Genomic DNA, 21066 nt, shown 5'->3' on the forward strand with positions numbered 1-21066 from the left:
TGACCGGCCCACTCAGTTTGCGTCCGCAGATGCGGCAATGGGCAAGACACTTGCAGTTTCTTCGCTCAAGGGGCGTCCGGGCTGGCGTGGTTTGATCAAAGGTCCGGGAACCGGCATATTGCCCTTCATGAGATCATTGCCTGCATGTATGCCGCCAGCCAGTTGAAGATCGAGACGCTCGTCATCGCGCTGGCGGATGTCGCGGATGATCTCGGCTGCTTCTTCGGGATCAACGCCAAGTCCGATCAAGGTTGTTTGCCCGAACATGAGCGCGGATTCAAAGGTTTCGCGGAGTTGGTACTCGACGCCGATCTTGATCAGTTCAATCGTATTGCCACGATCAAATGACCGCGCATAAATCTGCACCAGCGGAAATTCGGCCTTGATGAGATGGGCGATTGAAAGAATTGTTTCTGCCTTATCGACGCAGATCAACACTGCCTGGGCGCGACCAGCACCGGCTGCGTGCAGAATATCCAGACGCGTACCATCGCCATAATAGACCTTGAAGCCGAACTGCGCGGCTGCCTGGATCATTTCTATATCATTATCAATGATCGATACGTCGACATCGCGAAGCAGCAGCGGTTGGCTGGAAATCTGGCCGAAACGGCCAAAACCGATAACCAATACCCTGCCGGTCAATCCGTCCGCTATATCAACATCCTTCAGCGCCTGCGTCTCGGCTGGCAAGATATATCGCATGCCGATAATGGCGAGAGGCGTAAGAACCATGGAGATAATGATGATTGCCGTCAGGATCGCATTGGATTCGCCATCCAGAATGCCCACTGCCGTCGCCGTGGAATAAAGCACGAAGGCAAATTCGCCGCCCTGAGCCATTACAATGGCGCGTTCCAGCGATTCGCGATGGGATGATTTCAGCATGCGAGCCACAATGTAGATCGCGATTGCTTTGACGATCATGAAGGCGGCGACGTAGAAGACGACCATCTGCCAGTTGGCGGCAACGACAGCCAGATTAAGGGACATGCCGACTGCGAGGAAGAAAAGCCCAAGCAATATGCCGCGGAATGGTTCGACATCTGCCTCCAACTGATGGCGGAAGGTGGATTCAGACAGGAGTACGCCTGCAAGGAAAGCGCCCATGGCCATGGAAAGGCCGCTGACCTGCATGACAAGCGCGGCCCCTAGCACAACCAGCAAAGCGGCAGCAGTCATAACCTCCCGGGCTCTCGTCATGGCGAGCAGGCTGAACAGGGGATTGAGCAGGTAGCGCCCCGCAATGATAAGGCCCGCGACAGCGCCAATCCCGATGCCAATATCAAGCCAACGCAATCCGCCCGCCTCGGTGGTGCTGATGGGTGCAAGAAAAGCGACCAGCGCCAGCAGCGGTACGATTGCCAGGTCTTCGAAAAGCAGGATCGATACCATGCGCTGGCCTTTGGCCGAGGCAATTTCGCCGCGCTCTTCCAGCAATTGCATGACGATGGCCGTCGAGGTCAGAACAAAGCCTGCGCCTGACACGAAAGACACAGCAACGGGAAAGCCGGTTGCGATGCCAACGCCAGTCAGCAGCAGAGCACAGACGATGACCTGTAATGCACCGAGGCCGAAAATCTCATTGCGCATGCCCCAAAGTTTCGTCGGCTGCATTTCCAGTCCGATAATGAACAGGAACATGACAACGCCAAGTTCAGCCACATGCAAAATGGTTTCAGGGTCAGAAAAGAAGCCAAGACCAAAGGGACCAATGACCAGTCCGGCGGCAAGATAGCCAAGCACCGATCCTAGCCCGAGCCTCTTGAACAGGGGGACAGCGACCACGCCTGCACCCAGCAGGACGACAACACTTAATAGATCGGGGCCACTTGCTTCCGCTGCCATTGTCTCTCCTGCGATGCGCAATTGCTCTGATTTTCACAGGTAAAGCGGTGGTGCCCAGCAGGCAAGCTAAAATGGACGAGATGTCCTCTACAATAATTTGAAGATTACAGCTTCCAGATCCGCTTGGCGTTTTGCGAGAAAAGTTTTGCCTTCTCATCCTCGCTACAGCCGGCAACAAGCGCATGCGTGGCAGCAACCCATGTGGCGAGGCCTCCACCCAACGTACATACCGGCCAGTCGCTTCCCCAAACCAGGCGATCAAAACCAAAACTGGCAATGACGTGGTTCACATAAGGGGCCAAAGTCTCAACATTCCAGGTCTGCGCATCGGCATAGGCAACCACGCCGGATATCTTCGCCGTAACATTGGCGCGCTTTGCGATTTCGGTGATGCCTGCCTGCCATGGCTTGAATGCCCCGCCCTTGATATCGGGTACGCCGCAATGATCAAGAATGAACTGAACGTCGGGGGCAAGGTCGGCAAGGGTGATCGCTTTTTCGATCTGTTTGGGCAGAACGCACAGGTCAAAAGATAGCCCCGTGCCTCCAAGCTTCTTTAAATTCTCGCGAAATAATGGCTGCGCAGAAAGCTCGTCGGGCATGACGTGGAGAACGCGTCGAAAGCCCTTGACCAGTGGATTTGCGAGTTGCCGCTCAAGAAAGGCAGCAAAACCCTCATCTTCCGGACGGCAGGAAGAGATCGCCCCCGCAATCAAGTTTCCTTCGCGTGCGGATAATTTGGCGACGTTGGTCGTTTCGCGCTCAATATCAGAGGCTGCGACGTCAACTTCCATATGCAATGCGCGGGTAATGCCGACGCGAAGTGCTTGCTGGGCATATTCTTCGTAGAGGAAATCACGGTTCAGCGCTTCCACACTGGATAGCCAAGGATAGGACAAGACGGATTGGTCAATGAGGTGCAGGTGCGTATCAATCAATTCACTGGCCATTATTTGATTTCTCCAATCAGGCCTTACCTACGTCGGCGCCGGAAAGTTCCGACAGTTTTTTCGCTGTCGCAACTATCATCTGACAGACCTGATCAACGCTAGGTGCTTCAGGAACATTAAGGACCTGAATATAGGGGCAGGTGATTGCAGCAATCGCACGGCCATCCGGCCCGAGCACTGGAGCAGAAACGTTGAAAACCCCTCCCGTCTGGGCACTGGGCATGACCTCGTAGCCGCGTTCGCGTATCATATTCAGCCGATCACGATAGTCGTCCGGTTGTGAATTATCATCAACGTGGCGTTCATATTCGGCGATCATCAGGCTACGCTCTTCAGGCGAACGGAATGCCATCAATACATGACCGGAGCCGGTATTGAGCAAACTCATATGCGAGCCGACCCGAATTGAGATTCCCCAATATTCAGGCGCTTCCTGCTGGGCAACGACCACGACTGCCCCGCGATCAAACACGCATAAATGATTTGCCTGCTTCGATTGAACCGCAAGATCGCGCATCAAGGGCGTTGCGTAAGCCGCCAACCGCCGAACAGGGGCGTGGAGCTGTGCAAGGCCGAAAAGCTTGAGCGTCAATGAATAGCGATCGCCTTCGAGCCTGGTTACATAGCCTCGGCGCACCAAGCGATCCAGCATCCGGTAAAACTCGTTGGGGCTGCGGCCAAGGCGCTTGGCTATCTCCGCCTGTGTTACGCCACCATCAATGCCGGCAAGCAGCTCCAATATATCAAGACCTTTGTCGAGTGCGGGCGCGCGATAGCGGTCACTGTCGTCTTCATCAGTCATATGCGAATACCCCCTGGAGCGCTTCTGCAATCTTTGAATCGCCTGCGCCCTGACTGTTTATTTTAGCGCAATTCCGAATAGAAAACCGGTTCCCATTTTCCTGGAATTCCTCTCATCTAGGCTTATACGAAGAACATGAGCAGATGGAAGCGGTTTCATCGCTTGACGATATGTGGCGCAAATGTTTGTATATGAATGAAGTTCCCATATATGGGTATATAATATATAAGGGCAATATACAAAGCCCGACGGGAGGATAATTTGGCTAAGATCCAGCGCGTGGAACTGCGGATGGTTGACCTGCCGCCAAAGGTGCTGCGGACGGATGCAATTCAGAGTTTTGTCAGCCAGGAAACGCCAATCGTTACAATTACCGATAGCGATGGCGCTGTGGGCACGGGTTATAGTTATACGATCGGAACGGGCGGATCGTCGGTAATGCGACTTCTTTCCGATCATCTGGCACCCAGACTGCTTGGCAAGGATGCAGACCAGATCGAAGCCATTTGGCATGATCTTGAATTTGCTACACATGCAACCACCATCGGCGCAATTACTGCGATTGCGCTTGCAGCCATTGACATCGCTCTGTGGGATTTACGGGCCAAGAAGCAGAATCTGCCTTTATGGAAACTCGCTGGCGGCGCAAAGGATCGCTGCCCGCTTTATACAACTGAAGGTGGCTGGCTGCATATTGAAAAGCAGGCTCTGGTCGATGACGCGCTGCAAGCCAAGGCAAAGGGTTTTAAAGGTGCCAAGGTCAAGATCGGCCGTCCGCATGGATCGGAAGATCTTGATCGCCTGTCGGCCGTTCGCGCTGCCGTCGGTTCCGGATTTGAGATCATGACGGATGCAAATCAGGGTTTTTCACTTGATGAAGCCATTCGGCGCTCGCACGTGTTGCGGGATATTGATCTGGCGTGGCTGGAAGAGCCGCTGCCAGCGGATGATATTGATGGGCATGTGCGCCTGTCAGCTTCTACACAAACGCCCGTGGCGGTTGGAGAATCGCTCTATTCGATCCGGCATTTCCGCGAATATATGCAAAAGGGAGCCTGCTCCATCGTTCAGGTCGATGTTGGCCGTATTGGCGGGATCACTCCCTGGCTGAAAGTGGCTCACGCAGCAGAAGCCTTCAATATTCCCGTATGTCCACACTTCCTGATGGAACTCCATGTCAGTCTGACATGCGCGGTTCAGAACGGCAAATATGTTGAGTATATTCCCCAGCTTGATGATCTGACCAAGACTCAAATGCGGATCGAGAATGGCTATGCTTTGGCACCGATGGAACCAGGTATCGGAATTGACTGGGACTGGGATGCCGTCAAAGCGCGCAGCGTGGAAGAGTTCACCACTGAAATTCGCGTTTGATGGCTGACTTAACGAGAAATGATTGCCCTGTTCAGGGCTGAAGTGCATGACTGGCATTATAATATGCCCAATGGAGATATGAGATGACAGGCAAGCTTGAAGGCAAACGCGTTCTTATCACGGCAGCTGGACAAGGCATTGGTCGGGCTTCGGTGCTGGCTTTCGCACGCGAAGGTGCAATCGTGCATGCAACCGATATCAATCAGCAACTGCTCGATGCTTTGCCGAAGGAAGCCAATATCAAGCCGCGCAAGCTCGACGTGCTCAAGGCAGAAGAAGTGACGCAGGTCATTGGCGAAATCGGCGCTATCGATGTGCTGTTTAATTGCGCTGGTTTTGTCCATGGCGGTTCAATTCTCGATATGCCGGACGCCGATCTGGATTTTGCACTTGATCTCAATGTCCGCGCCATGATTCGCACGATCAGGGCGGTACTACCGGGTATGATCGAACGTAAGGACGGTGCTATCGTCAATATGTCTTCAGTCGCCAGCAGCGTGAAAGGTGTCCCGAACCGTTTTGCCTATGGCGTGACCAAGGCTGCCGTATTGGGAATAACCAAATCGGTAGCCGCGGATTATATTACGCAGGGTATTCGCTGCAATGCGATCTGCCCCGGCACGGTGGAAAGTCCTTCGCTTGAGCAACGCATGCGCGCTGGTGGCGACTATGATGCCACGCGGGCGGCATTTATCGCGCGCCAGCCCATGGGGCGTCTGGGCCTCCCGGAAGAAATCGCTGACCTTGCCGTCTATCTTGCTGGTGCTACCTACACCACGGGACAGGCCTACAATATTGATGGCGGCTGGACAGTTTAGGAAAGACCATGACCATCATCACTGATCTTCGCGTTTTCGATATCCGTTTCCCGACCTCGCAAAGTCTGGACGGATCGGATGCCATGAATCCTGACCCGGACTATTCGGCTGCCTATGTGGTGCTGGATACGGATGCAGGGCTTTCCGGCCACGGCCTTACCTTTACCATCGGGCGCGGCAATGAGATCTGCTGCCTTGCCATTGAGGCCATGAAACACCTTGTTATCGGCCTTGAACTTGATTGGATAAAGGAAAACCCGGGCAGATTCTGGCATTTTATCACCGGTGACAGCCAGTTACGCTGGATCGGCCCTGATAAGGGTGCAATGCATCTGGCCACGGGCGCGGTAGTGAACGCCGTTTGGGATTTGCTGGCCAAGGAAGCGAAGAAGCCTGTCTGGCAACTGGTCGGTGAAATGACGCCGGAAGAGATCGTCAAAATCGTGGACTTCCGCTATCTTACGGACGTGCTGACGCCTGAAGAGGCGCTGGAAATTCTGCGTAGAGCAGAGGTCGGTAAGAAAGAACGTATTGAAACGCTAAAAGCAGATGGGTATCCCTGCTATACGACATCGGCAGGCTGGCTGGGCTATTCCGATGAAAAGCTCCGTCGCCTTTGTCAGGAGGCCGTGGATGCGGGCTTCAACCACATTAAGATGAAAGTCGGCCGCGATCTCGAAGATGATATCCGACGTCTTACCATCGCGCGCGAAGTGATCGGCCCTGACCGCATTCTCATGATCGATGCCAATCAGGTCTGGGAAGTGAATGAAGCCATTGATTGGGTGAACAAGCTTGCCTTCGTCAAGCCGTTCTTCATTGAAGAGCCAACGAGCCCCGACGACGTTGCGGGCCATCGCAAAATTCGGCAGGCTATCCATCCGGTGAAAGTCGCGACTGGTGAGATGTGTCAGAACCGCATCATGTTCAAACAGTTCATCGCCGAAGGCGCTATCGATGTCGTGCAGATCGATAGTTGCCGCATGGGTGGACTGAACGAAGTGCTGGCGGTGCTGCTTATCGCCGCAAAGTATGAGCTACCAGTCTGGCCGCATGCGGGCGGTGTTGGTCTGTGTGAATATGTCCAGCATCTGTCAATGATTGATTATATCGCCGTTTCAGGGACGAAAGAGGGCAGGGTTATCGAGTATGTCGATCATCTGCACGAGCATTTTGTTGATCCCTGCAACATTCAGGATGCGGCCTATATGCCACCCTCGCTGCCGGGCTTTTCAATTGAGATGAAACCGGAATCGATCAAGCAGTATTTGCATCACGGTCTTTAAAGCCTTTCCGCCCGGTAAATGAACCATCGCCGTCTCTGGTGATATTCATTGCTGACATGGAAAGGGTATTGTGCCGCCATTCTGACGTGCCGGAGTGGCGGCATTTTCTGTTTTTTCGGTCGTGTCGTCTTGTGTAAATGCGATGTCGTTTCCGCACCTATTCTTTTTATCATCCGGATGCTTTTATCAGGCTACTTGAGGTGCCGCTTTCTAGGGAAGGTGGAGAATTGGGAAGCCGGTTTGATTCCGGCGCTGCCCCCGCAACGGTAGTGGAGTGAAACGCGGCAAAATAGCCACTGGAGCATGGTTCCGGGAAGGCGCCGTGAGGCTCGCAAGAGCAACTCCAGAGCCCGGAAACCAGCCGCAAGCGATAACACCGACTGATCGCGGTGGGCGATCAAGGAGCATTGTTTTGTATGGGCAGCCATACGGACGGTCTTCTCCGTCACCACCAGTCAGTTCTTTCGCAAATGAGATGGCGAGGACACGACATGGACGCACATAGTGAACTACTCCGGAACCTGAAACACCGGAAACCTGGCTATGGCCTTGAGCAGGCTTTCTACAATGATCCGGAGTATTTCCGGTTGGATATGGAAAATATCTTCTACCGCGACTGGCTGTTTATCGGTCATGATTGCGAAGTGGCGCGACCGGGCAATTATTTTACCGTGCAGATTGGCGATTATCCGGTCGTTATCGTCCGGGACCGCGAGAAGAAAATACGCGCGTTTCATAATTCATGCCGCCATCGCGGGTCGCGCGTTTGTGCTTCTGAACGGGGCACCTCGGCGAAGCTTGTTTGCCCCTATCATCAGTGGACTTATGAACTGGATGGCCGTCTATTGTTCGCGCGCCAGATGGGCGACGACTTCGATGCCAGCCAGCACAGCCTGAAGACGGTGCATTGCGAAAGCGTTGGCGGCTATATCTTCATCTGCCTTGCGCCGATTGCGCCGGATTTTGCCGCTACGCGTGCCATGATCGATCCTTATCTTGCACCGCATCGCCTCAGCGAAACCAAAGTCGCCTTTCAAAGCTCGATCGTGGAGAAGGGTAATTGGAAGCTGGTGTGGGAAAACAACCGCGAATGCTATCATTGCGCCGCCAATCATCCGGAACTCTGTAAGACGTTTCCTGAAGCACCAAGCGTGACTGGCATACAAGGCTCAAAGGATGATCCGGAAATCGTGGCGCATTGGGACAAATGCGAAGCCGCAGGTCTGCCGAGCGTGTTCCGTATCGATGAAAATGGCCAGTACCGCGCGACACGCGTGCCGCTGCTTCACGAAGCCGAGAGCTATACCATGTCGGGCAAACGTGCTGTGGCACGTCAGCTTAGCGATGATGTGAATGCACGGCAGATCGGTTCGCTATTGCTCTATCATTATCCGACGACGTGGAATCACATTCTGGGGGATCATGCCCTTTCTTTCCGCGTTCTCCCGCTTAGCCCGACCGAAACCCAGGTCACGACCAAGTGGCTGGTGCACAAGGACGCGGTGGAAGGCGTCGATTACACCATTGAGGAACTCACGCATGTCTGGCTCGAAACCAATGATCAGGACCGCCAGATCGTTGAAGAAAATGCTTTTGGCATTCGCTCTCCTGCCTATGAGCCGGGCCCTTATTCGGTAGAGCATGAAGGCGGTGTTCTGCAATTCCTTGAATGGTATTCCAACACGATGGAAACGCGCCTTTCCGGCGACAAGCGACTGAGCAAGGTAGCGTAGTGAATATGGGCATTCCTCAAAAGTACCCGCATCTCGATCAGATGCAGCCATGGAACGACCGGCTGCATCTGCTGGAGTGCCTGTCTGTCATTGAGGAAGCGCCCAATGTGAAGACATTCACATTTCGTTCCGACAATCAAAACTGGTTCCGGTATGAGCCCGGCCAGTTCATGACGTTTGAATTGGGTACGCAACCGGATGCGGTCCTGCGTACCTACACACTCTCTTCCAGCCCCTCGCGGCCATTTACGATTGCAATCACGGTCAAAGCGCAGGATGGCAGCATCGGCACCCGCTGGATGCTGGACCACCTCACGCCGGGCGCGCGGCTGAAAGCATTTGGGCCGCTGGGTGACTTTTCAATCTCAAAACATCCCGGCGAAAAATATCTGTTTATTTCTGCCGGATCAGGCATCACGCCTATGATGTCAATGACGCGCTGGATGCAGGATTGTGCACCACAAAGCGATATTAGTTTTGTCAGTTGCGCACGCCGCCCGAGCGATATAATTTTTCGGAAGGAACTCGAATATCTGACCAGTTGCATGCCAAATCTCAAATTGTCCTTTCTGATCAAGGAACATGAAATGGGGCAGCTCTGGACGGGTATCAGAGGCAGGCTCGAAGCGCCGAAGCTTTCGCTATTGTCGCCCGACTTCAAGGAACGGACGATTTTCTGCTGCGGTCCTGACGGATTCATGCGCGATGTTCGGGCCATGCTGGAAGAGTCCGGCTTCGATATGGCCAATTACCATCAGGAAAGCTTCGGTTCCGCCGCCGAACCTGTGCTTCCGGTAATGGACGATATTTCTACGGAGGTGTCTGAAACTGCCGCGATCGTCACTTTCTCCATGGCCGGCAAGGATGTGCACTGCGTCGCAGGCGATACAATCCTCAAGGCTGCCCGTGGTGCTGGCATTCGAATTGCCGCGGCCTGTGAATCCGGATTGTGCGGCACCTGCAAGGTCATGAAAATTTCCGGCAATGTCGATATGAACCATAATGGCGGGATTCTCGACGAGGAAATTGATGAAGGCTATATCCTGGCCTGTTGTTCCAAACCGTTGGGCAATGTCGAAGTGGAAGCCTAGAGCAAATTTTGCTCCAGCTCCCAAGCGCATTTTCGTGTTGTCGATCTCAATCCCCTTGCTTTTCCCGATGCATTGCTTGACGAAGCTCGTGTATTGCCAGAGGCCGAGATTCGCATAGAGCAGGCTGGCTCAAAGCGGTGGGGAGGAATCCAAAATGGCTGCACCAATTTTTGCTATCAATCATATCGCTACTCCTTATCTTCGCCCTGCCGCGTTTTTTCAGTTGGCGGTGGCGCTTGGCTTGCGCGATGTTGAGATTCGTAATGACCTTGGCGGCAATGCGATTATTGACGGCACAGCTGCAACTGAAATGAAGGCGCTATCGAAAGCAGCCGGCGTGCGCATTGCCACGATCAATGCCTTGCAGCGCTTTAACGAGTGGACTCCGGAACGTGAGCACGAGGCTATTGAGCTTGCGGATTATGCGCGAGACGCTGGCGCAGCGGCACTTGTTCTGGTTCCTGTCAATGATGGTACGGGTCAGGAAGAGGGTGAGCGGCAGACTAATTTGCGAAAGGCGCTGACGGCGCTAAAGCCCATTCTTGAGAGCCGCGGACTGTTGGGTTTTGTCGAACCGCTGGGCTTTGAAATTTGCTCGCTTCGTTCAAAGGGCGAGGCAGCGCATGCCATTGAGGCTATCGGGGGTAAGGCTTGTTTCAAGCTTGTCCATGACACTTTCCATCATCATCTTGCCGGAGAGCCAGAATTTTTTCCGGATTTGACAGGGCTCGTCCATATTTCCGGCGTGACGGATCCTCATGTGAGCATTGATGATATGCGTGATCCGCACAGGGTTCTGGTTGATGAGAATGATCGCCTTGGCAATGTCGATCAGATCCGCGCACTTTTGAATCAGGGCTACAAGGGCTTGTTTTCGTTTGAGCCTTTTGCAGAAGAAGTCCAGAAAATGGCTGACCCGGCACGTGCCATTTCTGCCAGTATGGCATGGATTAATACCCGATTGGGCTGAACGCCGCTTCGCTCTAAAGGCCTATATCCCATGGCGTCCCGCTTTCTGATAAGGTAGGTGCGACTATTGTTGGGAGAATGGCGATGTTCCTGCAAACGATTGACGATGAAAGCGCGACGGACGAAGTGGCCGAAATTTATGCCAGGCACAAAGCCCAGCTTGGCTTCGTCATGGACGCGACGCGCTGCTTTACGGCGCGCCCTGATCTTTTGCCCGCCTACACAGATTTCATGGATAAAATGCGGGCAGGCTTTTCGCTCGGCATGCGAGAATGGCGGCTGATCACGCTCATTGCGGCAAAGCACATCCCTTCGACCTATTGCTCGCATGTTTATGCGAAACAACTGATCGGCGACCTTGGGTCAAAGGAAATGGTACTCGCTGTCCATAGCGATTTTCGAACTGCCGGGCTTTCTGCTGCGGATGTGGAAATGCTGGCCTATGCGGAAAAGATTACGCGGGATGCTTCCAAAGTTGAACAAGAAGATATTAATCGGCTACGCGCGGCGGGCTTCACGGATGTCCAGATATGCGACATCGCCCTATGTGCCTCATTCCGTTGTTTTGTCAGCCGTTTCTTTGATGCGACAGGCGCTGCGCCAGAAGCAATATTTCTTGATCCAGATACGAATTTTCAAACGGCGATGACTGTCGGAAAACGTTTCTAAACTGATGAGGCACTGCGCCGTTCTACAGGCTTCGTTGCGATAGGCTATGGCGCTATTTCAGAATCTCTTTGGCATTGACCCAAGACACTCGGTTGATTGTGATGTGATTTCGTCTTGGGTGCGACGGAACATTATTGCTCCCCCAAGGTTCCTGTATCCCAATCGACAGGAGGAAAATCACAATGAAGACACTAGCTGAGATTTTTGAACACACATTGCATGACATCTATTATGCCGAGAATGCGCTCGTCAAAGCTCTACCAAAAGTTGCGAGCGCCTCCAAAGACGCCAAACTCAAAAAGGCAGTAGAAGAGCATCTTGAAGAGACGAAGGGTCAGGTAAAGACGCTGGACCAGGTTTTCAAATCGCTGGGTCTTAAGCCGAAAGCCGAAAAATGCGATGCCATTGAAGGTTTGATCAAGGAGACGGATGGTCTTATTGAAGAGGCTTCCGGCACCGCGCTGAATGCGGGTTTGCTTGCCGCTGCGCAAGCCGTGGAGCACTATGAGATTGCCCGCTACGGCTCGTTGCGGGAATGGGCAAAAACACTCGGCCATGACGAAGCTCACAAGCTGCTCAGTGAAATTCTCGATCAGGAGAAGGCAGCCAATAACAAGCTGACCAACATCGCTGTTGAGAGCGTCAACAAGCCTTAACAGGCCCTTCTATCGGACAAATTGAGCGGGTCTGGCAAGTTTGCCGGGCCCGTTTTCATGTTGGATGGACAGCGAACCATTTTGCGCAGCTGTGCAACTAATTACCTCGTCTAACAATAGTCGAGAGTTGAATCGGACTTGACGATGAAGCCTTAAAATGGAATAAATATTTCAGAAACTAGCGTGGCGGTCTGTACATTCCGAAAACGCGCCAGGATCGAGTTGCGCGAGAGATACGCGCTTTCCATAACTTCGTCGCTTGCCGGTCAGGGGTAGTGGCCACAAGGACGAAGTGGAAGATTCCGGATAGAAAGGTGTTGCCGGGCACCATTGTGGAGGAGAAAAAAGTGAAAAAGTTTCTATTGGGAGTGGCTGTTTCAGCGTTGATGAGCAGTTCGGCGCTGGCCGCCAATATAGGCGTGTCGATGGCGCAGTTTGATGACAATTTTCTCAACGTTTTGCGCACGGGGATGGAAGACTATGCCAAGACGCTTGATGGCGTGACTTTGCAGGTTGAAGATGCGCAGAATGACGTGGCGAAACAGCAGAGCCAGATTCAGAATTTCATCGCCTCAAAAGTAGATGCGATTATTGTCAATGCGGTGGACACGGATGCCACTGCGGCCATGTCGAAAATTGCTGCCGATGCCGGTATCCCACTGGTTTACGTTAATCGCCAGCCAGCAAATGTCGACGAATTGCCTGAGAAGCAGGCTTTTGTCGCCTCCAATGAAACTGAAGCGGGCACACTTGAAACAACGGAAGTCTGCCGGTTGCTCAAGGGGCAGGGCAAGGTCGTCGTCATGATGGGCGAGTTGTCCAATCAGGGTGCGCGGGCACGCACAAAGGCCGTGCATGATGTGATTGCGACCGATGCATGCAAGGGAATCTCCATTGTTGAAGAGCAGACCGCCAACTGGTCGCGCACACAGGGCGCGGATTTGATGACAAACTGGCTCTCGGCTGGCTTGGAGTTTGACGCTGTAATTTCCAACAATGACGAGATGGCAATCGGGGCTATCCAGGCGCTTAAGGCTGCGGGCCGTGCCCCGGACAGTGTCGTTGTTGCTGGCGTTGACGCCACACAAGACGCTTTGGCGGCAATGACTGCCGGTGATCTTGATGTCACAGTATTCCAGGATGCGGCAGGGCAAGGCAAGGGTGCTGTCGATGCGGCACTCAAGATTTCCAAAGGCGAGAAGATTGAAAGCAAGGTCTATATTCCTTTCGAGCTCGTAACGCCTGAAAACCTGTCGAAATATCAGTCAAAAAACTAAGCAATAAGTCGTTGCCGGTCTCTCCCCGACTGGGGAGAGACCGCATTGGTATTTAAAGCAGCCAAACTCTCTGGGAGGAGAAGAGCATGACACTCAGCCCTTCAACCATGGCGGCAGTTCGTGCCAGCGGTGCGGTGCCGCAGGCGGAATATCTTTTGAATGTTGAAAATGTCCGCAAGGAATTTCCAGGTGTTTTGGCGCTGGATGGTGTGCAGTTCCGGCTGAAGCGCGGGACAGTTCATGCGCTGATGGGTGAAAATGGCGCCGGTAAATCCACTCTGATGAAAATACTTGCTGGAATATATATTCCAGATCAGGGCGAGGTTTATCTCAAAGGCCTGCCCATTCGCCTGAAATCGCCATTGGACGCGCTCGAAAATGGCATAGCGATGATTCATCAGGAATTGAACCTGATGCCATTCATGACTGTAGCCGAGAATATATGGATTCGCCGTGAACCGAAGAATGCTTTCGGCTTCGTTGATCATGGCAAAATGTACGATATGACGGCCGAGCTTTTTCAGCGGCTGAATATCAGGCTCGATCCTGATAGCCAGGTGCGGGATCTCTCGGTCGCCAACCGCCAGATGGTCGAAATTGCCAAGGCGGTTTCCTATGAATCCGATGTGCTGATTATGGATGAGCCGACCTCTGCGCTGACTGAGCGCGAGGTGGAACATCTCTTCGCGATCATACGTGATCTGCGTTCGCAAGGGATCGGCATTGTCTACATCACGCACAAGATGAATGAACTGTTCGAGATTGCCGATGAGTTTTCGGTATTTCGGGACGGCCGTTACATCGGCACACATGCCTCAACCGATGTAACCCGTGATGACATCATCAAAATGATGGTTGGCCGTGAGATCACCCAGATGTTCCCGAAGGAAACTGTGCCTATCGGCGATGTCGTGCTTTCGGTGAAGGATTTATCGCTGAAGAATGTATTTCACAACATTTCTTTTGATGTTCGCGCGGGTGAAATCCTGGGTATTGCCGGACTCGTCGGCTCTGGCCGCTCAAATGTGGCTGAAACCATTTTCGGTGTTACTCCAGCCACGACAGGAACCATTGCCATCAATGGCAAGGAGGTAAAGGTCACCACGCCCAACCAAGCCATCAATATGGGCATGGCCTTCCTGACAGAAGATCGCAAGGATACGGGCTGCCTGCTAATCCTCGATATTCTTGAAAACATGCAGATCGCTGTGCTGCAGGATCGCTTTACCAAATTTGGTTTTGTGCAGGAGAAGCAGATTACGGCTGTTTGCCAAAAGATGAGCGAAACCTTGCGGGTGAAGACGCCCAATCTTGAAGAAAAGATCGAAAATCTATCCGGTGGCAACCAGCAGAAGGTTCTCATTGGTAGGTGGTTGCTTACCAATCCTAAAATTCTCATTCTGGATGAGCCGACCCGCGGCATTGATGTTGGTGCCAAGGCAGAAATCCATCGCCTCGTCACGCAGCTCGCAAGGCAGGGCGTTGCGGTCATCATGATCTCATCGGAAATGCCTGAGGTGCTTGGCATGAGCGATCGCGTGATGGTGATGCATGAGGGGCGCGTAACGGGTTTTCTGGATAGGGCTGAAGCGACGCAAGTCAAGGTAATGGAGCTGGCGTCAAAATAATCCGGTCAAATTTTTTAGATCGGACGACGCTACTGGGGTATTGGGAGAAACTATAATGACAAGCGAAAAAGCAACTGCAACGCTTACGTCTCGCCGAAGCCGGCGGCTACCGCCAGAAGTCAACATTCTTCTGGTGTTGATCGGGATTGCGCTGGTGTTCGAAATCCTTGGCTGGATACTTGCAGGCCAGAGCTTTCTGATGAACACACAGCGCCTGCGGATCATCATTCTGCAGGTTTCAGTGATCGGCATTATCGCTGTTGGTGTCACCCAAGTGATTATCACGGGCGGTGTTGATCTCTCGTCAGGCTCGGTTGTAGGCATGACCGCGATGATTGCCGCGAGTTTTGCGCAATCCTCCACCTGGGCGCGACCGGTTTATCCCGGTCTTACCGACTTGCCGTTCGTCATACCGATCGCTATCGGGCTGGGTGTCGGGCTCCTGGCCGGGATCATCAATGGCTGGCTGATTGCTCAAACCAAAATTCCCCCCTTCATTGCCACGCTGGGCATGATGGTTTCTGCTCGTGGCATTGCAAAATGGTACACAAAGGGCTCGCCCATCTCCGGCTTGACTGATCAATTCAATTTTATTGGAACCAGTATCTGGCCGGTCATTGTTTTTCTCCTCGTGGCTCTCATTTTCCACATAGCCTTGCGATATACGCGCTATGGAAAGTTCACCTATGCCATCGGTGCCAATGCGCAGGCGGCGCGGGTTTCGGGCATCAATATCGAACGGCATCTCATCAAGGTCTATGCCATTGCCGGTCTGCTGGCGGGGCTTGCCGGTATTGTCACCGCGGCTCGGGCACAGACAGCACAATCGGGCATGGGCGTGACCTATGAGCTCGATGCGATTGCAGCGGCCGTCATTGGCGGGACATCGCTGACGGGTGGTATAGGCCGCATCACCGGCACGGTTATCGGCGCCATTATTCTGGGCGTCATGATTTCAGGTTTCACCTTTCTTCGGGTGGACGCCTACTATCAAGAGATCATCAAAGGCATCATTATCGTTGCAGCGGTGGTCATCGACGTATATCGCCAGAAAAAGAGAAAAGTCTGAGTTTTGTAACGCCCGGGAATCATCCCGGGCCATTCTTCCATGAGGTAATGAAATGACTGTACGTTTTGGTCTGCTGGGCGCGGGCCGTATCGGCAAGGTTCACGCCAAGGCAATAGGCTCCAATGCACGGGCAGAGCTTGTTGCAGTGGCCGATGCGTTCGAACAGGCTGCCACGGATCTATCTGCTGCCTATGGCTGCGAAGTGCGCACCATTGATGAGATCGAGAGTGCCGGCGATATCGACGCCGTTATCATCTGTACTCCGACTGATACGCATGCGGATCTTATCGAACGTTTTGCGCGTGCAGGAAAGGCCATCTTTTGCGAGAAGCCGATCGACCTTGACGTAAAGCGGGTTGAAGAGTGCCTTGCAGTGGTAAGGCAGACAAAGGCGACATTGATGGTAGGCTTCAACCGTAGGTTCGACCCGCATTTCGCCGCAGTACGCAAGGCAATCGACGATGGCGCGATTGGCGACGTGGAAATGGTGACCATAACCTCGCGTGATCCCGGTGCGCCACCTGCCGAGTACATTACCCGCTCGGGTGGTATTTTCCGCGATATGACCATCCATGATTTTGATATGGCGCGCTTCCTGCTTGGCGAAGAGCCTGTGTCTGTCGCTGCACATGCTTCTGTACTTGTGGACAAGAAGATTGGCGAGCTTGGCGATTACGATAGTGTCAGCGTCATTCTTTCGACGGCTTCGGGGAAGCAATGCGTGATTTCAAACTCACGCCGTGCAACCTATGGCTATGATCAGCGCATTGAAGTGCATGGTTCCAAGGGAATGGTCGCAGCGGAAAATCAGCGTGCCGTTTCAATCGAAATTGCCAATGGCAATGGCTATACGCGCCCGCCGCTGCACGACTTCTTCATGACGCGTTATACGGAGGCCTATGCCAACGAAATCGCGGCCTTTATCGACGGTATTGCCGCCGGCACGCAAGCTGACCCCAGCGGCGAAGATGGGCTGATCGCATTGGCACTTGCCGATGCTGCCTTGCGTTCGGTGAAAGAAGGCAAGACGATTACGGTGTAATTTTAAAATTGCAGCTTCATCGTTTTTTCGGTGAAGCTGCAATTGAAAGCTTATAGCTTTGTCAGCCATTCATGCTCGGCAGCATTGTGGAATTTCCACGTGCGCTTTGGACCGGCCATCACATTGAGATAATAGAGGTCATAACCGTGGCAGGCCGCGCAGGGATGGTATCCTTTAGGCACCATGACCACGTCCCCATCCTCAATCGCCATGGCTTCATCAAGCGAGCGATCATCCGTATAGACACGCTGGAACCCAAAACCTTGCGGCGGGTTAAAGCGATGGTAGTAGGTTTCTTCCAGATAGGATTCGGCTGGAAGATTATCCTGATCATGTTTATGCGGAGGATAGCTGGAAGTATGTCCTCCCGGCGTAATAACCTCAACCACCAGAAGTGAGTCCGCAGGCTCGTTTTCAGGAAGAATATTGGTGACATAGCGGGTATTGGTGCCTTTGCCGCGCGTTTCCTGACCAAGATCATCCGGCGATATCACGCGCACAGGTAGCCCGCCATTGAGGCTGGGTGCGGAGCAGACGGCAAGTTCGACGCCAGTCTCGGCTGAAATGGACCAATCCGAACCTTCAGGCAGGTAGACAGACCATGGCTTGCCATCAAATGGCGACATGCGTTTGCCGAGCAGGCCAAGGTCTTCGCCATTGGCAGTTACATTGCCCTTGCCGGTTACAAAGACGAGGCAGACCTCTTTGTCCTCGGTTTTTCCACACAATGACTGCCCGGCTTCCAGCCTGTGCAGGTCAAAGCCTACATAAGTCCAACCAGCACTTTCAGGTGTGATATTGGCAATATGGCCAATACCATCCACGGCCTTGATCAAAAGTTTCGACATGGATCATTCCTTCTTGGCATTAACGTCCGCCGGCGGCACTGGTTCCGACGCGTCGTAGACGATGATGAATTGCCAAACGCCATAGCCTGCGAAGCCTAGTGCGATGATGCCCCAGAATGGTGTTCCCGTGGCAAACTCGAAAATCGCCCAAGCAACGCAGAACGCCACGACGGCAATTCTGCGCCACAGGGGACGGAAGAATGGATGGTTGGAGTCTTTAGTCACGCAAGCCCTGCTTCCTTTATGAAGCGGCTTAGATTGGCATGCCCAAGCTTGGAATAGGTTGCCGGATCAGCTTTCGTCGGATCCTGCTCAGCTTCGACAACCACCCAGCCGCTATAGCCTTTGAGTTCCTTAAGTACTCGAACATAGTCGATCATACCGTCGCCGGGAACAGTGTAAACACCGACGAGAACGCTATCAAGGAATGACCAGTCTTCGCGGTTTGATGCCCACATGACGTCTTCGCGAATATCCTTGCAATGGACATGGCCGATGCGTGCTTTGTAATGCCGTGCCAGACGCGCCGGATCTCCGCCACCCCAAGTCGCATGTCCCGTGTCGAGCAGAAGATTTACCGAATCGCCAGTGACTTCCATGAAGCGGTCAATCTCGGATTCCGTCTGAACGACAGTACCCATATGGTGGTGATAGACCAGTTGCAGGCCATAGGTCTGCTTAATGGCTTGTGCAAAGCGGGTATAGCGCTCACCGAAGACTTTCCAGGCCGATTTCAGCAAGACGGGGCGGGCGGAAAGTGGCAGCTCCTTATTGGAATGGATGGCATTTGATGTTTCCGCTGCAATCAGAACGGCGCAGCCCATGTCTTTCAACAATGTGGCGTGATCTTTAACAGCTTCAAGTTCCGCATCCACATCGCGGACCAGCAACTCGGTTGAATACCATCCGCTGACAAGGCTGTGCCCATAAGCGTCGAGAATAGGACGCAATTTTTCGGCAGTGCGCGGAAATTTATTGCCAAGTTCCATGCCGGTAAATCCGGCTGCCTTTGCCTGTTCAAGACAGGTTTCCAGTGGAATATCGCCACCGATTTCCAGCATGTCGTCATTCGACCAGCCGATTGGGTTCGCCCCGATACGGATCATTCTTCAGTTCCTTTGGTTAGCAGTAAACAGCTTAGTCACCGACGCGCTGTAATTTCAATTTTTGTTCATACTCCTTGCGTGCCGCAGTGACCTGGCTGCGCTGGCTTACCTCCGGCACCGCCACATCCCACCAGGTGCCGCCTTCTTCCGTCGAAATCAGTGGGTCGGTATCAATGACAATAACTGTTGTGCGGTCGTTGTCTTTTGCCCTTGCAAGCGCTGTTTCCAGCTCAGCAATTGAAGCGACTTTTTCTGAGATTGCACCGAGGCTACGGGCATGAGCAGCGAAATCGATATCGGGCAAGACTTCGTGCTTCGAATCCTTCAGAAGATTATTGAAGTTGGCCCCACCCGTTCCCATTTGCAGCCGGTTGATGCAGCCATAGCCGCGATTGTCGAGCAGCACGACGGTGATACGCTGACCCAGCATGACTGAGGTGGCAAGTTCCGAATTCAACATCAGATAGGAGCCATCGCCAATCATCACAACGACTTCATCGTCAGGCTTGGCCATCTTCGCACCCAGCCCGCCAGCAATCTCGTAGCCCATGCAAGAAAAGCCATATTCGGCATGGTAGGAGCCGGGAGCACCTGCCTGCCATAATTTGTGCATTTCGCCCGGCAGTCCGCCTGCAGCATGAAGGACCGTTGCCTCAGCGCCAAATGTACGTTGCACGGCACCGATAACCTGTGCATCCGAAGGCAGCGAAGCATTGGTAGGGCCGGTAACCTTTGCAGCGGCTTTTTGCCATTCGGCTTTTCCGTACTTTGCATTTTCTGTCCAGCTTGCAGGCGCCTTATATCCCTGCAAAGCGGCCGTGAGCTCCAGCAATCCTTCTTTCGCATCAGCAACCAGTGGCAGCGCCCGATGTTTTGCAGCATCAAAGGTCTGGACGTTAAGGCCGATGAAAGTCTTGGCAGAATTCTGGAAGAGTGACCACGAACCCGTCGTAAAGTCCTGCAAGCGTGTACCCACCGCAATAATCACGTCGGCCTCTTGCGCCAGCCGGTTTGCAGCAGAAGTGCCGGTTACCCCGACAGCTGCCATGTTGAGCGGATGGCTATCGGGCAGCGAAGACTTGCCGCCTTGCGTTTCACAGACAGGGATACCCGCAGCCTCGACAAAATCAGCAAGTTCCTTTGAAGCTTGCGAAAAAATGACACCGCCACCGGCAATGACCAAAGGCTTTTTGGCGGATTGCAAGGCTGCAACAGCGGCTGAAAGCTCATTACGGTCAGGACGCGGGCGTCGAAGTGACCAGACGCGCTTATCGAAAAAGCTCTCCGGATAATCGTAAGCTTCCGCCTGCACATCCTGACAGAGAGCCAGAGTGACCGGGCCGCACTCCGCCGGATCGGTCAGCACTGTCATGGCGCGGGCGAGGGCGGGAATAATCTGTTCAGGGCGCGTGATACGATCGAAGTAACGAGACACAGGCCTGAAGCAGTCATTGGCGGAAATGGTGCCGTCGGCAAAGGATTCGACCTGTTGCAGAACCGGGTCGGGAATACGGTTTGCAAAAACATCGCCGGGAAGCAGGAGGAGGGGCAGGCGATTGACATGGGCAAGGGCGGCGGCGGTGACCATATTGGTTGCGCCAGGTCCCACCGAACTCGTTACGGCCATCATGCGCTGGCGGAAACTCGCCTTCGCAAAGGCGATTGCGGCATGGGCCATCGCTTGTTCATTATGCGCGCGATAGGTCGGCAGTTCATCGCGGACTTGATAGAGTGCCTCCCCAATACCAGCCACGTTGCCATGGCCGAAAATCGCCCAGACACCGCCGAAAATCGGCATTTCCTTGCCGTCTATCGTGGTCATCTGTGCCGCGAGAAAGCGTGTCAGTGCCTGCGCCATCGTCAGACGTACTGTATTGCTCATATCAATCTCCTCCCCGGT

General features: G+C 53.5%; 19 protein-coding genes and 1 riboswitch. Of the genes, 12 read left to right on the forward strand and 7 right to left on the reverse strand.

The genetic code is table 11. The features are described 5' to 3' along the window. Positions 1 to 12: 12 nt before the first annotated feature. The 3 genes from V9K92_RS15965 to V9K92_RS15975 form a co-directional block, all read right to left on the reverse strand. Positions 13 to 1848, reverse strand: a complete 1836-nt coding sequence (locus V9K92_RS15965) for a monovalent cation:proton antiporter-2 (CPA2) family protein (RefSeq protein ID WP_337354422.1) — start codon at positions 1846 to 1848, stop codon at positions 13 to 15. A gap of 104 nt (positions 1849 to 1952) precedes the next feature. Further along, positions 1953 to 2798, reverse strand: coding sequence for an amidohydrolase family protein (locus V9K92_RS15970; RefSeq protein WP_337354423.1), 846 nt, complete (start codon positions 2796 to 2798; stop codon positions 1953 to 1955). A gap of 16 nt (positions 2799 to 2814) precedes the next feature. Further along, positions 2815 to 3600: an IclR family transcriptional regulator gene (locus tag V9K92_RS15975; protein WP_307279806.1), complete on the reverse strand. Its 786-nt coding sequence runs from the start codon at positions 3598 to 3600 to the stop codon at positions 2815 to 2817. Positions 3601 to 3861: 261 nt separating this feature from the next. On the opposite strand from V9K92_RS15975, the gene V9K92_RS15980 reads away from it, so the two are divergent. The 12 genes from V9K92_RS15980 to iolG all read left to right on the forward strand — a co-directional run bounded on the left by V9K92_RS15980 (position 3862) and on the right by iolG (position 17212). After that, positions 3862 to 4974 carry a mandelate racemase/muconate lactonizing enzyme family protein gene (locus V9K92_RS15980; RefSeq protein WP_115052307.1) on the forward strand — a complete coding sequence of 371 codons (1113 nt, stop codon included), beginning with the start codon at positions 3862 to 3864 and terminating at the stop codon, positions 4972 to 4974. A gap of 83 nt (positions 4975 to 5057) precedes the next feature. After that, positions 5058 to 5792, forward strand: a complete 735-nt coding sequence (locus V9K92_RS15985; RefSeq protein WP_307279802.1) for an SDR family oxidoreductase — start codon at positions 5058 to 5060, stop codon at positions 5790 to 5792. A gap of 8 nt (positions 5793 to 5800) precedes the next feature. Then, positions 5801 to 7078 (forward strand): L-fuconate dehydratase, encoded by a 1278-nt coding sequence (locus V9K92_RS15990; RefSeq protein WP_336439648.1) that lies wholly within the window; start codon positions 5801 to 5803, stop codon positions 7076 to 7078. Between the two features lie 181 nt (positions 7079 to 7259). Then, positions 7260 to 7458: riboswitch (cobalamin riboswitch) on the forward strand. Between the two features lie 111 nt (positions 7459 to 7569). Then, positions 7570 to 8811: an aromatic ring-hydroxylating oxygenase subunit alpha gene (locus tag V9K92_RS15995; protein WP_115052310.1), complete on the forward strand. Its 1242-nt coding sequence runs from the start codon at positions 7570 to 7572 to the stop codon at positions 8809 to 8811. Positions 8812 to 8816: 5 nt separating this feature from the next. Beyond that, positions 8817 to 9902: a hybrid-cluster NAD(P)-dependent oxidoreductase gene (locus V9K92_RS16000; protein ID WP_307279796.1), complete on the forward strand. Its 1086-nt coding sequence runs from the start codon at positions 8817 to 8819 to the stop codon at positions 9900 to 9902. Positions 9903 to 10056: 154 nt separating this feature from the next. After that, positions 10057 to 10872, forward strand: coding sequence for a TIM barrel protein (locus tag V9K92_RS16005; protein WP_337354424.1), 816 nt, complete (start codon positions 10057 to 10059; stop codon positions 10870 to 10872). An 83-nt stretch (positions 10873 to 10955) separates the two neighbouring features. After that, a complete protein-coding gene (locus tag V9K92_RS16010; protein ID WP_337354425.1) occupies positions 10956 to 11540 on the forward strand; it encodes a carboxymuconolactone decarboxylase family protein in 585 nt (194 codons plus the stop codon). 182 nt (positions 11541 to 11722) lie between these two features. Further along, a complete protein-coding gene (locus V9K92_RS16015) occupies positions 11723 to 12196 on the forward strand; it encodes a YciE/YciF ferroxidase family protein (protein WP_115052314.1) in 474 nt (157 codons plus the stop codon). Positions 12197 to 12543: 347 nt separating this feature from the next. After that, positions 12544 to 13473, forward strand: a complete 930-nt coding sequence (locus tag V9K92_RS16020) for a sugar ABC transporter substrate-binding protein (protein WP_115053215.1) — start codon at positions 12544 to 12546, stop codon at positions 13471 to 13473. Between the two features lie 86 nt (positions 13474 to 13559). Further along, the gene (locus V9K92_RS16025; RefSeq protein WP_115052315.1) at positions 13560 to 15101 is read left to right on the forward strand and encodes an ATP-binding cassette domain-containing protein; all 1542 of its coding nucleotides are present in this window, start codon (positions 13560 to 13562) and stop codon (positions 15099 to 15101) included. A 55-nt stretch (positions 15102 to 15156) separates the two neighbouring features. Further along, positions 15157 to 16170 carry an ABC transporter permease subunit gene (locus V9K92_RS16030; protein WP_115052316.1) on the forward strand — a complete coding sequence of 338 codons (1014 nt, stop codon included), beginning with the start codon at positions 15157 to 15159 and terminating at the stop codon, positions 16168 to 16170. 52 nt (positions 16171 to 16222) lie between these two features. After that, positions 16223 to 17212: an inositol 2-dehydrogenase gene (gene iolG / locus V9K92_RS16035; protein WP_337354426.1), complete on the forward strand. Its 990-nt coding sequence runs from the start codon at positions 16223 to 16225 to the stop codon at positions 17210 to 17212. A gap of 50 nt (positions 17213 to 17262) precedes the next feature. On the opposite strand, the gene iolB is transcribed toward iolG, so the two are convergent. Genes iolB through iolD form a run of 4 tightly spaced genes read right to left on the reverse strand, consistent with a single transcriptional unit; the run spans position 17263 to position 21048 of the window. Continuing rightward, positions 17263 to 18060 (reverse strand): 5-deoxy-glucuronate isomerase, encoded by a 798-nt coding sequence (iolB, locus tag V9K92_RS16040; RefSeq protein WP_307279777.1) that lies wholly within the window; start codon positions 18058 to 18060, stop codon positions 17263 to 17265. 3 nt (positions 18061 to 18063) lie between these two features. After that, positions 18064 to 18285 (reverse strand): DUF3329 domain-containing protein, encoded by a 222-nt coding sequence (locus V9K92_RS16045; RefSeq protein WP_337354427.1) that lies wholly within the window; start codon positions 18283 to 18285, stop codon positions 18064 to 18066. Beyond that, positions 18282 to 19166, reverse strand: coding sequence for a myo-inosose-2 dehydratase (gene iolE, locus V9K92_RS16050; protein WP_337354428.1), 885 nt, complete (start codon positions 19164 to 19166; stop codon positions 18282 to 18284). The genes V9K92_RS16045 and iolE overlap by 4 nt, the downstream gene beginning before the upstream one ends. 31 nt (positions 19167 to 19197) lie before the next feature. Continuing rightward, entirely contained in the window at positions 19198 to 21048 is a 1851-nt protein-coding gene (gene iolD, locus V9K92_RS16055) for a 3D-(3,5/4)-trihydroxycyclohexane-1,2-dione acylhydrolase (decyclizing) (protein ID WP_337354429.1), read from the reverse strand. Between the last annotated feature and the right edge of the window lie 18 nt (positions 21049 to 21066).

It is taken from the genome of Phyllobacterium sp. CCNWLW109 (assembly GCF_037203905.1).
GTDB lineage: Bacteria > Pseudomonadota > Alphaproteobacteria > Rhizobiales > Rhizobiaceae > Phyllobacterium > Phyllobacterium ifriqiyense.